At 68.7% G+C, this 15558-nt stretch carries 20 protein-coding genes; 14 read left to right on the forward strand and 6 right to left on the reverse strand.

All coding sequences use genetic code 11. The features are described 5' to 3' along the window. Positions 1 to 18: 18 nt before the first annotated feature. The 3 genes from M8I34_RS01210 to M8I34_RS01220 all read left to right on the forward strand — a co-directional run bounded on the left by M8I34_RS01210 (position 19) and on the right by M8I34_RS01220 (position 2931). Complete coding sequence (locus M8I34_RS01210; RefSeq protein WP_250047355.1) at positions 19 to 1527, forward strand: dihydrolipoamide acetyltransferase family protein; 1509 nt, start codon at positions 19 to 21, stop codon at positions 1525 to 1527. Between the two features lie 72 nt (positions 1528 to 1599). Then, positions 1600 to 2457, forward strand: coding sequence for a helix-turn-helix domain-containing protein (locus M8I34_RS01215; protein WP_250047356.1), 858 nt, complete (start codon positions 1600 to 1602; stop codon positions 2455 to 2457). A 51-nt stretch (positions 2458 to 2508) separates the two neighbouring features. Continuing rightward, positions 2509 to 2931, forward strand: a complete 423-nt coding sequence (locus tag M8I34_RS01220) for a VOC family protein (protein ID WP_250047358.1) — start codon at positions 2509 to 2511, stop codon at positions 2929 to 2931. Positions 2932 to 2959: 28 nt separating this feature from the next. Here M8I34_RS01220 and M8I34_RS01225 read toward each other — a convergent pair whose 3' ends face one another. Further along, the gene (locus M8I34_RS01225) at positions 2960 to 3136 is read right to left on the reverse strand and encodes a hypothetical protein (protein WP_199812759.1); all 177 of its coding nucleotides are present in this window, start codon (positions 3134 to 3136) and stop codon (positions 2960 to 2962) included. Positions 3137 to 3344: 208 nt separating this feature from the next. Here M8I34_RS01225 and M8I34_RS01230 point away from each other — a divergent pair, with 208 nt between their 5' ends. The 3 genes from M8I34_RS01230 to M8I34_RS01240 all read left to right on the forward strand — a co-directional run bounded on the left by M8I34_RS01230 (position 3345) and on the right by M8I34_RS01240 (position 6409). Further along, positions 3345 to 4217 (forward strand): GNAT family N-acetyltransferase, encoded by an 873-nt coding sequence (locus M8I34_RS01230; protein ID WP_250047360.1) that lies wholly within the window; start codon positions 3345 to 3347, stop codon positions 4215 to 4217. A gap of 165 nt (positions 4218 to 4382) precedes the next feature. Further along, on the forward strand, positions 4383 to 5066 hold the full coding sequence (locus M8I34_RS01235; protein ID WP_030987999.1) for a GntR family transcriptional regulator: 684 nt from the start codon (positions 4383 to 4385) through the stop codon (positions 5064 to 5066). Positions 5067 to 5155: 89 nt separating this feature from the next. After that, complete coding sequence (locus M8I34_RS01240; RefSeq protein WP_250047539.1) at positions 5156 to 6409, forward strand: nitrate/nitrite transporter; 1254 nt, start codon at positions 5156 to 5158, stop codon at positions 6407 to 6409. A gap of 170 nt (positions 6410 to 6579) precedes the next feature. Here M8I34_RS01240 and M8I34_RS01245 read toward each other — a convergent pair whose 3' ends face one another. Further along, positions 6580 to 7404 carry a maleylpyruvate isomerase family mycothiol-dependent enzyme gene (locus M8I34_RS01245; protein ID WP_250047362.1) on the reverse strand — a complete coding sequence of 275 codons (825 nt, stop codon included), beginning with the start codon at positions 7402 to 7404 and terminating at the stop codon, positions 6580 to 6582. A gap of 151 nt (positions 7405 to 7555) precedes the next feature. Next, entirely contained in the window at positions 7556 to 8086 is a 531-nt protein-coding gene (locus M8I34_RS01250) for an LURP-one-related/scramblase family protein (protein ID WP_250047363.1), read from the reverse strand. Between the two features lie 64 nt (positions 8087 to 8150). Between M8I34_RS01250 and M8I34_RS01255 the strand changes: the two genes are divergently transcribed. The 6 genes from M8I34_RS01255 (at position 8151) to M8I34_RS01280 (ending at position 12209) form a co-directional block, all read left to right on the forward strand. Continuing rightward, complete coding sequence (locus M8I34_RS01255) at positions 8151 to 8315, forward strand: hypothetical protein (RefSeq protein ID WP_250047365.1); 165 nt, start codon at positions 8151 to 8153, stop codon at positions 8313 to 8315. Beyond that, positions 8312 to 9691, forward strand: a complete 1380-nt coding sequence (locus M8I34_RS01260; protein WP_250047366.1) for a phage/plasmid primase, P4 family — start codon at positions 8312 to 8314, stop codon at positions 9689 to 9691. Before M8I34_RS01255 ends, M8I34_RS01260 begins: the two co-directional genes overlap by 4 nt. Before the next feature lie 220 nt (positions 9692 to 9911). Further along, positions 9912 to 10562 (forward strand): hypothetical protein, encoded by a 651-nt coding sequence (locus M8I34_RS01265; protein ID WP_250047367.1) that lies wholly within the window; start codon positions 9912 to 9914, stop codon positions 10560 to 10562. 89 nt (positions 10563 to 10651) lie between these two features. Beyond that, a complete protein-coding gene (locus M8I34_RS01270; RefSeq protein WP_250047369.1) occupies positions 10652 to 10912 on the forward strand; it encodes a hypothetical protein in 261 nt (86 codons plus the stop codon). After that, positions 10896 to 11354, forward strand: coding sequence for a hypothetical protein (locus tag M8I34_RS01275; protein WP_250047371.1), 459 nt, complete (start codon positions 10896 to 10898; stop codon positions 11352 to 11354). Before M8I34_RS01270 ends, M8I34_RS01275 begins: the two co-directional genes overlap by 17 nt. A gap of 21 nt (positions 11355 to 11375) precedes the next feature. After that, positions 11376 to 12209, forward strand: a complete 834-nt coding sequence (locus tag M8I34_RS01280; protein WP_250047372.1) for a phage major capsid protein — start codon at positions 11376 to 11378, stop codon at positions 12207 to 12209. A 557-nt stretch (positions 12210 to 12766) separates the two neighbouring features. On the opposite strand, the gene M8I34_RS01285 is transcribed toward M8I34_RS01280, so the two are convergent. The 3 genes from M8I34_RS01285 to M8I34_RS01295 form a co-directional block, all read right to left on the reverse strand. Then, positions 12767 to 13285 (reverse strand): hypothetical protein, encoded by a 519-nt coding sequence (locus tag M8I34_RS01285; protein WP_250047373.1) that lies wholly within the window; start codon positions 13283 to 13285, stop codon positions 12767 to 12769. A gap of 391 nt (positions 13286 to 13676) precedes the next feature. Continuing rightward, positions 13677 to 14147, reverse strand: coding sequence for an NUDIX domain-containing protein (locus M8I34_RS01290; protein WP_250047375.1), 471 nt, complete (start codon positions 14145 to 14147; stop codon positions 13677 to 13679). Between the two features lie 4 nt (positions 14148 to 14151). Continuing rightward, on the reverse strand, positions 14152 to 14892 hold the full coding sequence (locus M8I34_RS01295) for a helix-turn-helix transcriptional regulator (protein ID WP_250047378.1): 741 nt from the start codon (positions 14890 to 14892) through the stop codon (positions 14152 to 14154). 145 nt (positions 14893 to 15037) lie between these two features. On the opposite strand from M8I34_RS01295, the gene M8I34_RS01300 reads away from it, so the two are divergent. Together M8I34_RS01300 and M8I34_RS01305 are read left to right on the forward strand one after the other, a co-directional pair. Beyond that, entirely contained in the window at positions 15038 to 15244 is a 207-nt protein-coding gene (locus M8I34_RS01300; protein WP_250047379.1) for a hypothetical protein, read from the forward strand. Further along, the gene (locus M8I34_RS01305; RefSeq protein ID WP_250047380.1) at positions 15244 to 15507 is read left to right on the forward strand and encodes a hypothetical protein; all 264 of its coding nucleotides are present in this window, start codon (positions 15244 to 15246) and stop codon (positions 15505 to 15507) included. The genes M8I34_RS01300 and M8I34_RS01305 overlap by 1 nt, the downstream gene beginning before the upstream one ends. Positions 15508 to 15558: the final 51 nt, after the last annotated feature.

Below are 15558 nucleotides of genomic sequence, written 5' to 3' on the forward strand. Positions count from 1 at the left end.
TGAGGAGAGTTCGTGACCATGACTGCAAGTACCGCCAATGCTCAGCGCTTCCGCGAGTTCAAGATGCCCGACGTGGGCGAGGGGCTCACCGAGGCCGAGATCCTCAAGTGGTACGTCAAGCCGGGCGACACCGTCACCGATGGCCAGGTCGTCTGTGAGGTCGAGACCGCCAAGGCCGCCGTGGAACTGCCCATCCCCTACGACGGGGTGGTGCATGAGCTGAACTTCGGCGAGGGCGTCACCGTCGATGTCGGCACCGTCATCATCTCCGTGGACACCGATCCCGGAGCCGGGCCCGCAGCGGCGCCTGCGGCACAGCAGGCGCCGCAGCAGGCCGCCGCGTCCGAGGCGGAGGACGCCGAGCCGCAGGGCCGGCAGGCGGTGCTGGTCGGCTACGGCGCCGCGCCGTCCTCGACCAAGCGCCGGGCGCGCAAGCCCCAGGCGGCGGTGCCGGCCCAGCCGGAGCCCGCGAGCGCCGCGCTCCAGGCGGAGCTGAACGGGCGGGCCGCCCCCGCACCGACGGCCGCCCCGGCGATCACTCCCGCCGCACCCGCGGCCGCTCCGGTGGCCCCGGTCGCGAACGGCGCAGGTGCCGGGGTCGCCGGGCGGCCGCTGGCCAAGCCGCCGGTGCGCAAGCTCGCCAAGGACCTCGGCATCGACCTGGCAGCGATCGCCCCCACCGGGCCGGACGGCATCATCACCCGCGAGGACGTCCATGCGGCCGCCGCCCCGGCGGCGGCGCCGTCCCCGGCCGCCACGGCCGAGGCCGTCGCGCCGGTCTCCGCCCCGGCGGCTGCCCCCGAGCCCGGCCTCGTCGATGCGGCCGCCCGCGAGCGGCGGGTGCCGGTCAAGGGCGTACGCAAGGCCACCGCGCAGGCGATGGTCCACAGCGCCTTCACCGCGCCGCATGTCACGGAGTTCATCACCGTCGATGTGACCCGCACGATGAAGCTCGTCCAGGATCTCAAGCAGGATCCGGACATGGCGGGGCTGCGCGTCAACCCGCTGCTGCTCGTCGCCAAGGCCTTCCTGGTCGCCATCAAGCGCCACCCGGAGGTCAACGCTTCCTGGGACGAGGCGCGTCAGGAGATCGTCTACAAGGACTACGTCAACCTCGGGATCGCGGCGGCCACCCCGCGCGGGCTGATCGTCCCGAACATCAAGGACGCCGGAGTCAAGACGCTCCCCCGTCTCGCCGAGGAACTGGGCGAGCTGGTCGCCACCGCCCGCGAGGGCAAGACCTCCCCGGCCGCGATGAGCGGCGGCACGGTCACCCTCACCAATGTCGGCGTCTTCGGCGTCGACACCGGTACGCCGATCCTCAACCCGGGGGAGTCGGCGATCCTCGCCTTCGGTGCGGTCAAGCTCCAGCCCTGGGTCCACAAGGGAAAGGTGAAGGCGCGCCAGGTCACCACCCTCGCGCTGTCCTTCGACCACCGGCTCATCGACGGCGAGCTGGGCTCCAAGCTGCTCGCGGACATCGCGGCCGTGCTGGAACGGCCCAAGCGTCTGATCACCTGGGGATGAGCCAGGATGCGGGGCCGGGCGGTTCGGAGTGGTGTTTCACGTGAAACGCCGCCTCGGGACCGCCCCGGCCTCGTGGACGAGCACCCGCTCGCCCGCCCCGCTCCGCCGCTCCGGCCGTACGTCAGCTCGTACGCCGGATACCGGCAGGCCGGGGTCCCACCGGGGCGGCACCGTGGGCTTCCCTCGCCACGGCTGACCCTGATCTTCACTCTCGACGAGCCGCTCACGCTGGCCGGCCACCCCGACCCCGGGCAGGCCCCCGGCACCTACGGCACCCTCATCGGTGGTCTGCACACCGGCCCCGCACTGATAACCCACCAGGGCCGTCAGTCCGGCATCCAGGTCGGGCTGCATCCGCTGGGCGCCCGCGCCTTGCTGGGGCTGCCCGCCGCAGAGCTGGCAAGCATCGACCTTCCCGCGGATGCGGTGCTCGGGCAGCAGGGCACGGACCTCGGGGAACGGCTGCGGTCGGCCCGCAGCTGGCCGGAGCGGTTCGCGCTGCTGGACACCTATCTGCTGCGCTGCCTGTCGCAGGAACCACGCGGCCCCGGCGCCGGCCCGGTGCCGGAGGTCGTCCGCGCCTGGCGGTTGCTGGCCCGGTCACGGGGCGCCGCACCGGTGGCGACGCTCGCCGAGGACGTCGGCTGGAGCACCCGCCATCTGACCGCCCGTTTCCGGCAGGAAACCGGCCTGACGCCCAAGACCGCCGCGCGGGTCATCCGCTTCGACCGGGCCCGCAGGCTGCTCGGTGACGCTGCCCGCTCGGACACCCCGCCGCTGCTGGCCGATCTGGCCGTGCGCTGCGGCTACTTCGACCAGGCCCATCTCGCCCGGGAGTTCCGCTCGCCGGCCGGCTGCCCGCCCAGCCAATGGCTCGCCGAGGAGTTCCGAAACGTCCAAGCTCCCGGGGATGCCATCGGGGAATGCTGAGGGCAGCGGCTCACCAGGGGTCGCCTGTCCGACCTAGGAGGTCCGGCCACCATGCCCGAGAACCTGTCCGACACCGCCCCCGCACCCCAGGTATGGCCGACGCTGCGGGCCCGCGACGCCCGTGCGCTGATCCGTTTCCTGGTCGACGCGTTCGGCTTCGAGGAGACCGTGGTCTACGGGGAGGGCGAGCGCGTCGAGCACGCCCAGCTCTCCTGGCCGGAAGGCGGCGGGATCATGCTCGGCTCCGTCAAGGACGCGGACGAGGACCGCTGGCCGCTGCGGCCGGGGACGTTCGGGGCCTATGTCGTCACCGAGCACCCCGACGAACTGTGTGCCCGCGCCAGAGCGGCCGGCGCGGAGATCACCGATGAGCTGACCGACACCGAGTACGGTTCGCGGGGCTTCGGCGCCCGCGATCCCGAGGGCAACCTCTGGTCGTTCGGCACCTATCGCGGTGAGCCGCGGAAGGCATAACGGCTGACCGCGGCGCCCGGCGCCCCGGTCAGCCGCGGATGAGCTCCACCGCGCGGCTGAAGTGTGCCACCGGCCCGACCGGGACGGAATCGTCGGGGTGTGAGGCGCCGCGGGTCAGTGCGACGCCTGCCCACAGGCCGGCGACGATCAATGCCAGCACGACGGTGTTCCGCGTACGGCGGCCGGCGTTCGTCCTGGGCTGCATGGTCAACTCCCCTTGGATGTGGGAGCCTCCCCGGCTCCCTGCCTCTATTCACCCATGGGATCCGCGCCGGGCCGTACGCGGCAGGTATGGACTCTTGTCAGACTTGAGGCGGACCCGACATCCCTCTGCGGTCCCCCTTTCGGCAGAGTCCTGGGCCCGGCGCGGAAAGGGTTTGCCGCCCTCGGCCGTGGTGTTTACGGTCGGCGAAATGAGCAGCGAAATGATCATTCGGCGTTATCGGGCCTCCGACCAGGACGTGGTCACCGATCTGTGGTCCCGGGCCGTGCGGCAGGCGCACCCGTTCATCGACGGGGAAGGCGAGGGGGAGCGGGCCCGGATCCTCCGCGAGGTGTACCTCGTCCAGGCGGAGAACTGGGTCGCCGAGCGTGCGGGCAGCGTCATCGGGCTGCTCGGACTGCTGCACGGCGGCCCCGGGGCGGGCGACGGGGGTGGTCCCGGGGCCGAGGTCGGCGGACTGTTCGTGGCACCGGAGGCCCAAGGGGGCGGCGCCGGGCGGGAGTTGCTGGAGCATGCGGCGGCGCTGCACGGGGCGCTGGCCCTGGAGGTCTTCGAGGACAACGGCCGGGCCCGCCGCTTCTACGCGCACCTGGGCTTCACGGAGCGGGGGCGGCGGACGGACGAGGAGACCGGCCATCCGCTGATCGCCCTGGAGCGTGCCGCGCCGCTGAAGTCGGTGAGCTGGCTGCATCTGCGCGACGGGCGGCTGCTGAGCGTACGGACACGGGGGAATGACACGTTCTACCTCCCGGGCGGCAAGTACGAGCCCGGGGAGACCGCACGGGAGGCGCTGTCGCGTGAGCTCCACGAGGAACTCGGCCTGGTGGTGCCCGCCGAGGAGCTGTCGGAGGCGTTCGTCATCCATGACGTCGCCCATGGCAAGGGCGGCCGGCGGCTGCATATGACCTGCTTCACCGGCGGGCCGCAGGACATCGCACCGGCCCCCGGCCGGGAGATCGCCGAGTTCGCCTGGTTCGACCGCCGGGAGGCGCGTGAGCGCTGTGCCCCCGCCCACGCACAGGTCGTGAACCGGTTGATCGCCCAGGGGCGGATGCCGGGCTGAGCACGCGGCCGGGCGGCGGCCGGCCGGGGCCCGCCTCGCCGCCCGGCCGCCGTTCAGCCGTGGGGGCGCCGCCGATAGCGCCCCTACCAGGGCAAATGCCCGCACCGTTGTCCGCATCGCGAAATGGACTGCCGTGTGCATACCTGTTGTATCTATCCTGTGTGCATGCCCTCCGCCGCCACGCCCACCGCTCCTGCCAGAGTGCCCGCCGCCAAGCAGCCGCCCGCCGCCGAGCGGGTCTATGCGCACATCAAGGACGCCGTCCTGGACCGCCGCTACGAGGGCGGGATGCTGCTCACCGAAGGTGAGCTGGCCGACGCCGTGGGGGTGTCGCGGACGCCGGTCCGTGAGGCGCTGCTGCGGCTGGAGGTCGAGGGGCTGATCAAGCTCTACCCGAAGAAGGGCGCGCTGGTCCTGCCGGTCTCCGCGCAGGAGATCGCCGATGTCGTCGAGACCCGGCTGCTGGTGGAGAAGCATGCCGCGGCCAAGGCGGTGCCCGTGAGCGAGGCGCTGACCGGCGAGCTGACCGAGCTGTTGGAGACGATGCGGGAGCAGGCCGCATCCGGTGATCTGGCCGCCGTCTCCGTCACCGACCGCGCCTTCCACGCCGCCATTGTGCGCAGCGCCGGCAATCAGATCCTGGACCGGCTCTACGAGCAGCTGCGCGACCGTCAGTTGAGGATGGGCGTCGCGGTGATGCATGCCCACCCGGACCGGATCGCCAAGAACATCACCGAGCATGCGGAGATCCTCGAAGCCCTGCGCGCAGGGGATGCGGACGCCGCCACCGACGCCGTGCACCGGCACGTCAGCTGGGTCCGTAATCTCGCGCAGGGGGACGTGCGATGAGCGGTGGTCCCGACTGCGCCGGCAGCTCCGGCATAGGCGGCGGCTCCGCCCGGCCGCTGCCCGCCGATCCGCCCGGCGGCCGTAAGGCGATGGCCGTCTGGGGCATCGGCGTTGCGGTCTACTTCGTGGCGATCACCTACCGCACCAGCCTCGGCGTCGCCGGCCTGGACGCCGCTGAGCGCTTCCACATCAACGCCTCGGCGCTGTCGACGTTCTCCATCCTTCAGCTGCTGGTGTACGCGGGGATGCAGATCCCCGTCGGCCTGATGGTCGACCGGCTCGGCCCCAAGAAGGTGCTGACCCTCGGCGTGGTGCTCTACACCGTCGGCCAGTTCGGCTTCGCCCTCTCCTCGTCGTACGCCATGGCGCTCGGCTCGCGGGCACTGCTCGGCTGCGGGGACGCGATGACCTTCATCAGCGTGCTGCGGCTGGGCTCCCGGTGGTTCCCGGCCCGCCGCGGCCCGATGATTGCGCAGATCGCCGCGCTGGTGGGGATGGCGGGCAATCTGATCTCCACGCTCGTCCTCGCCCGCTTCCTGCACACCTTCGGCTGGACTCCGACCTTCGCCTCCAGCGCTGCCGGCGGCATCGTCGTGCTGGTCGTACTGCTGCTCTTCCTCAAGGACCACCCCAAGGGCTTTGAGCCGCCGCCCGCCTCCGCCGAGCACACCGGCGCCGGATTCGTGCGCCGTCAGATCATGGACGCCTGGCGTGAGCCCGGCACCCGGCTGGGCATGTGGGTGCACTTCACCACCCAGTTCCCCGCGATGGTGTTCCTGCTGCTCTGGGGCCTGCCGTTCCTCGTCGAGGCGCAGGGCCTGTCCCGTGGCACCGCTGGTGAACTCCTCACCCTCGTGGTGCTCTCCAACATGGCGGTGGGCCTGGTCTACGGCCAGATCATCGCCCGCCATCACGCGGCCCGTACCCCGCTGGCACTGGGCACCGTCGGCGCCACAGCCCTGATGTGGGCGATGGTGCTGTGCTGGCCGGCCGATCATGCGCCGATGGGGCTGCTGATCGCGCTGTGCGCGGTGCTGGGCGCCTGCGGCCCCGCCTCGATGATCGGCTTCGACTTCGCGCGGCCCGCCAACCCGCCGGAGCGCCAGGGCACCGCCTCCGGCATCGTCAACATGGGCGGCTTCACGGCCTCGATGACGACCCTGCTCGCCGTCGGCGTCCTGCTGGACGCGACCGGCGACAACTACCGGATCGCCTTCGCCTCGGTCTTCGTCCTGGAAGCGACCGGCGTTTCTCAGATTCTGCGGCTGCGTCGGCGCGCGGCACGGCGCGAGCGCGAGCGGCTGGTCGTCAGCCGCGTCGAGGCGGTGCACGTGCCGGCCTGAGGCCCGGGGAGCCGGGGTGGTCGGCGGCCGGTCCGTTTCACGTGGAACGGACAGCGCTGTTTCACGTGAAACGGCTCAACTCCGGGGCCCACTCCGCGTGTGCCGGCCGGCCGAGGGTCAGGGCATCGGGTGGCGTGGCGTCTCGCCGGGACACCGCCGGGCCCTCCCCGCTATGGCGTGATGGCGAAGTTGTCCAGGATCGCCTGGGCCAGCTCATGATCACCGTCGATCTTGACCTGCTCGGCGACGGCCGCCGGACGGACCCGGCCGCAGGCCAGCTGGTGGAAGGTGTCCCAGTCCAGGGCGAGCGTCACGGTCGGGCCGAGCGAGACGCTGCCGTCGATCGTGGCATTGCCCTCGGCGTCGAGGCGGACCGTGCGCAGGAATTCCAGCGGCCCGCTGACGTCGAAGACCACCGCCGAGTCGGCGGGCGCCTGGGCCCTCTTGGCGACGATGCCGGGCAGCACCTTCACCAGCAGATCGCGCGTCACATACGCGCCGGGGGAGTCGAGATTGCCGGGCTTGCCGAGCACCCGGCGCAGGTCCTGCTCATGTACCCAGACGTCGAACGCCCGCTGTTGCAGCACGAATTCCAGCGAACGGTCCTCGCCGAGCGGGCTGCGCACCACGGCGTCCGGCTGGCGGGACTCGTTGCGCAGCTGCCGCGAGCGGCGGATGACGGTGTATTCGAGTTCGCTGATCATCTCCGGCGCGGTGTGGTGCCGGCGGACGTCGACCTGCACCTCCATGCGCCGCGCCGACTCACTGCGTACGTGGTAGAGGTCGCGCGGCAGCGTGTGGATCGGCCGCGGGTCGCCCAGCATTTCGCATTCCAGGCCGATGACATGGGAGACCACATCGCGAACGGACCATCCTGGGAGGCCCGTCGCCCTGTTCCACTCGCCTTCGACGAGCGGAGTGACCAGCTCGGTTATCGCTTCTATGGAGTGAGTCCAGGCATCGATGGAGGACTGAAGGCTGGGATGGACGGTCACGGGACCCCTCGGACGGTTCGTACGCGGGCTGCTGTCTGTGCAGTTAAGTTACGCTGCGCACGGGCACCCCGGCAGTGCTTTCGGATGACCATCGTAGGCCGATGTTTCCGGGCCGCAGAGGGGTGCGGCGTGCGGCCGGGAAGGCCGCTCGTCAGTCGTCCCCGTGCTCCCGCTCCGCCAGCCGGATCACACACACCGCGACGGCGATCAGCAGCGGCGGGTCCGCGTCGTCCCGTACGACATTGACCGCATAGGTGTCGCGCACGGTCAGCCAGCGCCGCGAGATCTCCGCGAGCAGTTCGCCGTCGTACTCGACCGCGAACTCCCGGTCCAGGATCTTTCCGCTGACATCCAGCTCGGTGCCGTCCACCAGCTCGACGCGGTAGTGGTTGCGCAGCAGCGAGAGCCGCTTGCGCTTGATCGTGGCCAGCGGCTGGTCGTCCCGCTCGATGGTCATCGTGTCGCGCAGGCTGAGCATCTTCTTGCGGATGGTGATCAGCACCCGCCGCTCGGTGTCCTTCAGCTCGAAGGTCTCCCGCAGCCGCAGCGCCTTCGCGTCCACGAGGAAGGCGTGCCGCCCGTGCTCGTCGTCGATCCAGTAGTCGTCGCCGATGCCGAAGATGCGGTCGCGCACCACGTACTTGCCCGAGTGCGGGGGCGGCCCCCCGGGAGATTGCTGCATGGCTGACGTGTTCCCGCGGGGACCTGCGGAATGCGCACGCACCGGAGTGACGTTGAATGTGCACATGGCTTCACGTGCACGCGTCCGCGCCCCCGAGCTGATCGGCAAGGGCGGCTGGCTGAACACCGGCAACAAGGATCTCACCCTCTCTGACCTGCGAGGACGCATCGTCGTCGGTCGTGATGCCTACCTCGCTGCTGTGACCGGACGATGGGAGGGCGGAGCATGAGGCTGGCCACGCCGGAGATTGCCCCGGAGCTTCTGCCGTCGCTGACGCTCAAGGACGGCACGGACGTGGACCGGGCTAAGTTCCTTGCTGACCAGGTCGCTGGCCGGCTGATCTACGTGGAGGGGCCGGGCTGGTACGCGTGGGACGGTCGGGTCTGGGTCAACGACTCCACCCGCGACTCGGTGGCCCGCAGCATGGTCCATGAGGTGTCGGACCGTCTCCTGGCCTACGCCGCCAGCGGTGGCGCCGACGCCTACATCGACGCGGCGCGTGCCCTGCGCACCTCGCGCTGCATCACGGCGGCGCTGACCGAACTTCAGTCGATGCCAGGCATCCGGCGACGCGTGGACGAGTTGGACGCCCATCCGAACGTGATGGCCTTCCGCAACGTTGCGGTGAACCTGACCACCGGTGAGTGGTACCACCACGACCCGACGCTGTTGGTGACACGGCTGGTCGCAGTGGACTATCAACCCGATGCGCCGTGCCCGCAATGGGAGGCGTTCTTGGAGTCCAGCCACCCGGACGATCCGCAGATGCACACCTTCCTGCAACGCCTGGCCGGGTACGCGATCAGCGGATACACGCGGGAGGAGTGCCTGGCGTTCTTCTACGGCTCCGGCCGCAATGGCAAGGGTGTGTTCACCGAGACCCTGGGCAAGGTATTCGCGGCGATCACCACGGCGCAGGAAGCGGAGTTCTGGGAGAAGCAGCGCCACGGCCGGAACGGCTCCCTGGTCGCCAAGCTCCATGGGGCTCGTCTGGTGCTGTCCAGCGAGATGACGGACGCGCGCCTAGACGAGGCGTTCATCAAGCTGTTCACGGCCGCTGACCGGATGACCGCGAACCAGAAGTACAAGCCCGCCTACGACTTCACACCCACCGGCCTGCTGATCATGTCCGGGAATGACAAGCCGACGATCCGGGGCACTGATGACGGGATTTGGCGGCGCTTTCGCTGCGTCCCGTGGGACGAGTCGTTCGTGGGCCGTGAGGACCCGGGACTGAAGGAACGCCTGGCGCAGGAGGCCGAGGGCATCGCCGCATGGGTGGTGCGCGGGGCGGTGGACTGGTGGCACCACGGGCTCAACGAGTCGGAGCGGGTCACCCTGGCCACCGACGAGTACCGCCAGGAGTCCGACCCCTTCTCCGACTGGGTGGAAGCCAACTTCCAGGCCGAGGCTGGCGGGTTTGTGACAAGCGCGGCGATCAAGCAGCGTGGCGAGGCCCAGCAGCCCCGGCTACCAGGTCGCCCGCAGGCGTGGTCCAAGGCGATTGCCCGCCACTTCAACGCGGAGACCGGCAAGCAGGGCGGCAAGCGAGGCGTGGTCGGCGTGAGCGCCAAGAAGGCCGACATCTTCGGTCAGCCCGCGTAACTCCTGCACCCCCGCAGCGGCGGCGCAGCCCAGAACGCCAGGACTCATGGACACCTCAAGTGTCCATTTCCCAGACCTTCCCCATACGCGTGTTGGGAGAGGTTTCGGCACTCGGCGCCGAAGGCGCCCAGGGCGTCCACCCCGCTGCTGCGACAACCCCATATCGACCTCAAGGCTCGCTGATCCCTGGCGGGCCTTTCGCATGCCCTGGAGGAAACCCGTGGCGATCGTGCCACCCAAGCTGTACGCGGCCCTGGCCCGCCAGGCAGAACAGGAATACGGCGTCCCGCTGATCGCGGACGGCCACGAACATCGCTACGACCCAACGTCACAGGAGGATGCCATGGCGCATCTGGCGTGGACCGGTGTCGGCGACGAGGGCGCGGCGGAGATACGGGCCGACCACCGGGCCGTGTCCGCACGCGGAGACGACCTGCACGGTGCCGCCTTCCACCCGCTCAGGGGCACCGCACCCAACCCCGCGCAGGGCAAGAGAGGGGAGAAGATCCGCCGAGCGGGACGGCGCCTGGACTTCGCCCAGCCCTATCCCGAGGTGACCGTGGACCGCATGGACCCCCGCCTGCACGTGGCCCTGCTGCGGCAGCGGGAGGTACGCCTCCGCGCCGACACGGAACCGCGTCGCTACGAGACAGCCGGCGGCACAGTGACTCTGGCCGGAGGCGTCAAGCACTACACGGCCGATTGCCTGGAGTGCGGGCAGGAGTTCACCGTGCGGCGTCCGGCCTCGCAGCGCCGAAAGTGGCCCACCGTGTGCGATGGGTGCAAGACCGAGCGCAGGCGTCGTCTCGCCGCCGAGCGGGCCCGCCGCTACCGCCAGCGCCGCGCCGACACCGGGGATCAGGCCGCGTAACGCCGTACCTACAGGGGTGGAGCGGACCATGCGCCGTGCATCGGCACCGCACCCGCTCCACCCTGATCCGGCATCTGAAAGGAGCTCCTTTGGACACGCACGAGATCCGCAACCGCATCAACCTGTCCCGCTGCTACATCGCCGCCCTGTCCGACCTGGTCTGGTCGGCAGCTGAGATCCGCGACGCCACAACGCTGCGCTACTACGCCGACAAGCGCCAGCAGGCCGCGCAGGACCTCAAGGCCCGCACCATCTGCGGGCAGCGCGATGGACTGCTCACCGCCGAGGATGCCGAGAGCGCACTGTCCCCGATCAGCGGCCTGGAGGACGCCCTTGTCTTCACCGACTGAGGCCACGCCGAGCCCCGCGATGGAGTCGGAAGTCCCGCCCCGCGGCGCCCCGGAAACCAACCCGCCGCAGGCCACCCAGGACACAGGCACCGCCCCGGACGCCCACCTCGCCGAACTCACCGCGCGTATTGCTGAGTTGGAGCAGGAGCAGGCGGCACGGGAGCGGGAGGGCACAATCCAGGATCTTGCCCGCCGCTATCCCTACATGACCCTCGAAATCCTGCGCACCTTCGGCAACGTCCCCACGGCGGAGCTGGAGGAACGCGCCCGCGTTCTAAGCGTCGCGCTACACGAGCGGGGCACAAGCCCGGCGCCCGGACACGTTCACCTCGGCCGGGGCGGGCTCAGCCCGAACGAGAGCCCACGCCCGACCAGCTGGGCGGACGCGTTCCGGCGGGCCCGTGAGCAGCGCCGCAACGGCCGCCACTACGGCGAACTCTGAGGAACGGAAACCTAGTTGAGCATGTTCACCACTGCCCCCGGTGCCGGAGGCATCACCCCCGATCAGTACGCGGCGCTGATCGTTCAGCCCGTGCAGGCCGGATCGGTGGCGTTCCAGGTCGCTACCCAGCTGACCACGGACGCTACCCGCACCCACCTGCCGATCGTGAAGGAGGACGCGGGCGCCGCCTGGACTCGCGAGGGCGACGACATCCCCGTTGAGGACGCCACCCTTGGGGAAGAGATCGTCACTCCCGCCAAGGTCGCCGGACTGACGGTTGTCTCCTCGGAGCTGGCGGAGGACTCCAACCCGCAGGCCGCGCAGATCGTCGGGGACGGCCTGGCCCGCTCGATTGCCCGCCAGGTGGACGCCGCGTTCTTCGGCAGCCTGCCCGCCCCTGCGCCGCGTGGCCTGGAGGACGTGCCTGGCGCCACCATCGTGACCGGAGGCAAGAAGTGGGCCAGCCTGGACCCGTTCCTTGAGGCCATTGCCCAGGCCGAGACCGTTGGCGCCACGCTGACCAGCTTCACCGCACACCCCACGGACGCGCTGGCCCTGGCCCAGCTCAAGGAGCAGACGGGCAGCAACCGGCCGTTGCTCGGTTCGGATCCGACCACGCCGACCCGCCGCGTCATCGCAGGCGTACCCGTGTACGTGTCCCAGGCGGTCACCCAGGGCACCGTGTGGGGCCTGCCCAAGGACCGCGCGTTCGTCGTGCTGCGTCGTGACGTGAAGGTGGACCTGAGCGCGGACGCGTACTTCCAGTCCGACCAGGTCGCCGTACGCGGCACGATGCGTGTCGGCTTCGGCTACCCGCACCCCGCAGCGATCACGAAGGTCACGCTCACGGCGTAGCCCCTGGGGGTGCCCCCCCTCATGGCGTCACGCTGGACCGCAAGCGTATAGCAGCCCGGATGGTGTACGGGTTTGAAGGTCGTCAGTGGCCAGTGTTCCGGCTGGTCATTGGCCGACGACCGGTGACGGACCCATGTGGAGCCCCCCTTTATTCCCAGTCGTCGGGCTGGCAAAGGATAGTGGGGTTGGGAATGCCAATGGGTTCAGGGGCTGGGAAATCACCGTACTTTGCGCATTTGTGACAGCAGAGCAGTGGCAAATCTTCATACTTTCGATGGTTGAAAACCTCGCTGGGTTCGCAGTCAAGAAGCCTACTGATCATGAATGTGGCCTTATTGAGGGGGACTCCTAGCTCGTTCAGGACGCCTGTCAGCCACTTGCCACCTCCCCGGAGGCAGAGGAGTGTGTCAGTAGGTCGCTCACAGATGGTGCAGGTTGGTTGCATGGCTCAGCCTCCAAGACTTCAAATCTCCACGCTGCGGTTGTCCCTCTCACAGGCGTTGATCAGCAGGGAATGAGTCGTCGCCACTCGCCCACCACTCCAATACGCTTACTGGCTACCTCTGCCACCAGGGGACCTTCTTCTTAACGACGGGTTCAGTTGCTCTGTAGCGAGCAGCAAACCCCTGGGTTCCGCCGCTTTCTTCCGCCGCCATGAAGTCCGTGAATACCCCTTGGGCTTGGGAGATATAGGATGGCGGCGCCCCGAGCGTAACCCTCTCCATCAACTTACACATCGGAGCTACCAGGGGCGCGTACTGGGCGCAAGGAAATCCGATAACCTCAAGGGCTACTGCCGCCATGCCTCGCCCCAAATGGTATGCACATAGGTGTTCCGAAGGAAGTGTCTGGCAAAGAAGTCGCTGGACGTTGAAGGCGTTGCCGTGGGTATGATCGTCGATACCCTTCCACTCATTCAAGTCATACTGATTCCAGGTCAATTCAATGGCGTCGTCAAACGGCCGGTAATCAACTAGCCGGATCTTTGGGTGGTTTGGGCAACGCGCCTCATTGTCCCGATCTACTATGAGATTTAGGGGTATGAAGTCGGTCTCTCCCCATTCGGGATAAGGCATTTTCCTTCTCCCTGCGGACGGATACGGCGCCTGTCTCCTTGACCTACGACCGCAAGGGGAAGGTGTAGCCTCGCGAGGCGTCTAGCTCTCGCAGCTAGGCACTTGCGTGATTTCTTCATGTCACGATCCCCAACCGGACGCGAAGACACCTAACTCAAGTCTGCGCCCGGTTTCGACCCATGTCGAGTTGAGGTCCCGTAGGCGCTTAGCTCGGCCCCCACCGGCTCTGACGGCCCCGTAACGGAGTGGGAACGGCTCACCTTTCCCGCTCTGTTGGAGGTGGTACATGCCCGGCCCTGTCCCGAAGCGCAGTGACCAGCGCCGTCGGCGCAACACGAGCGACGGGCCGGAGCTGGTGAAGGCCCAGGATCAAGGGCTTTCGCCTGCACGCCTAACCGAGATAGGGCGTTGATCGCTGCTCCAGAAAGTGCTGAATCCGAAGTTGCTGAGTGTGGTGCATGGGGAGGGCGTTCAGCTCGCCGGGCTCCACGAAACGGATTTCCGTGCTCTCATCGGAGATGGCCAGCGCTCCACCCACGACGCGAGCCGTAAAGCACACATTGAACTGTCGGCGTACCTCCCCGTTGCTGTAGGCAATGACGTGCTTTGGGTCGGTATAGGTGCCGACGAGTCCTGTGATCTCTACGTCGAGTCCGGTTTCTTCCTTGACCTCCCGGACGGCGCATCCGGGCAAGCTGTCGCCCATGTCCATGCCTCCCCCTGGCAAGGCCCATAGGTTGTTGTCCCGCCGTCGCTGGAGCAGAATGCGCCCCGCTTCGTCGGTGACAACGGCGGAGGCCGCAACGACGAGGCTGTTGGGCTCGGGCGCATCGGGATCGTCGTAGAACTCGGTCCGTGCCATGGGCTCAGCCTTCCACGGGCCGGGCGGTCTCCCATACGGCGCTGAAGCTGTCCGTGTAGGTGTCGAACATGCCTCCGTCGGTGTGGCGCCGTAGGTGCCATACGGGTGCCCCGTACGCGTTTACACCCCACACATGGGCGTTGACCAAGACCTGGTCGTCTGCGCGGTACAGGCTGTTGTAGAGCGTCGTTCCATGGGTCCGCACTTCGATGCCGGCCACCCCGAGCAAGGGCCGGTAATGCATGAGTGCGAGTCGGCACCGGGACTCGATTCCGTGCCCGAACTTCTCTTCCGCGCCTCGCTGCTGAACGTTCGTGCTGTCGGCGTCGCCGAGGGCGATACGGACAGCGCAGCCTTCTGCGGCGCGCTCCCGGAGAAGGTCGTTCAGCCGGGGGTATGCCTCGTGTAGGAACACGGCGGCGTACACCAGGACGTCGATGCGTTCCCGCGCTTCTGCGAGGAGATCTACAAAGACGGATACGGGGAGGTCTGCGCGCTTGTCGTACAGCGCGACCAGCTCAGGGCTCACCGCTCGCGCCGCTCGTGCCTGTCGCAGGGATGGCCACAGTGCGTGCACGTCTTCCCCCAAGGTTTCAGCGGCTTTCAGCGCCGTTACTCGCCTTGGGGTGCGTCCGAGGTTGACCCAGCGCTCAACTGACTTGGGATCTACCCCGGTTACTTCGGCGAGCCTGGTATGTGTCCACCCGCCCGCCGCCATGACAGCCCGTAGACGTTCGTTCGGCATGGTCAGTGTCACCCCGCATTGCTGGACGTCGCTAGGGACGTTCTAGCACCCGTGGGACGTCCCAAAGTGGGAAACGTACGAGGTTCCTGCGTCCCGGTGAGCGGCGAGACGATCACTCCCCCAAGACGTGCGAGGGGACGACCCCATGACCAACCCAACCACCTCTTCCAGTCCACCCGTTGAACTCCCGCTGAGACTGGAAGCCTGCCCGGAACCGGTGCCCGACTGTGACGTGTGCAGCGCGCTGGCCAGCGAGCGCAACGAGGCGCATGCCCGGCGAGACATGTCCAAGGTCTCAGACGTGAATGTCGAGATCCGGCGGCACCCGCACAAGAAGGGGCGACGCTCGTGATGCCCATGGCCGGGTACAAGAGCGCCCGTGCGGAGGCGGAGCACATCGCGGCACTACTGCGAGCTGCCCTTATGCGTGCCGGAATCCCGGAGACGCAGGTGGCACAGGTGCGCCCCCAGGTGACCGCTGCGGGACGTGCGTACGTGCATCTGGGAGCCTTCCGGATCGGCGACGCGGGCAAGCTGCTGGATGCCCTGCCACTGGACACCAGGCCGACTGACGATGCCGACGGCCCCACCCTCACCACAGAGAGTTTCAGGTGAGATAGAACCCCGGTCCGCTGACGGATGCCAAGCGACACGGCTCAGCGAACC

It is taken from the genome of Streptomyces sp. MCA2 (assembly GCF_023544705.1).
In the GTDB taxonomy this organism is placed as follows: domain Bacteria; phylum Actinomycetota; class Actinomycetes; order Streptomycetales; family Streptomycetaceae; genus Streptomyces; species Streptomyces decoyicus.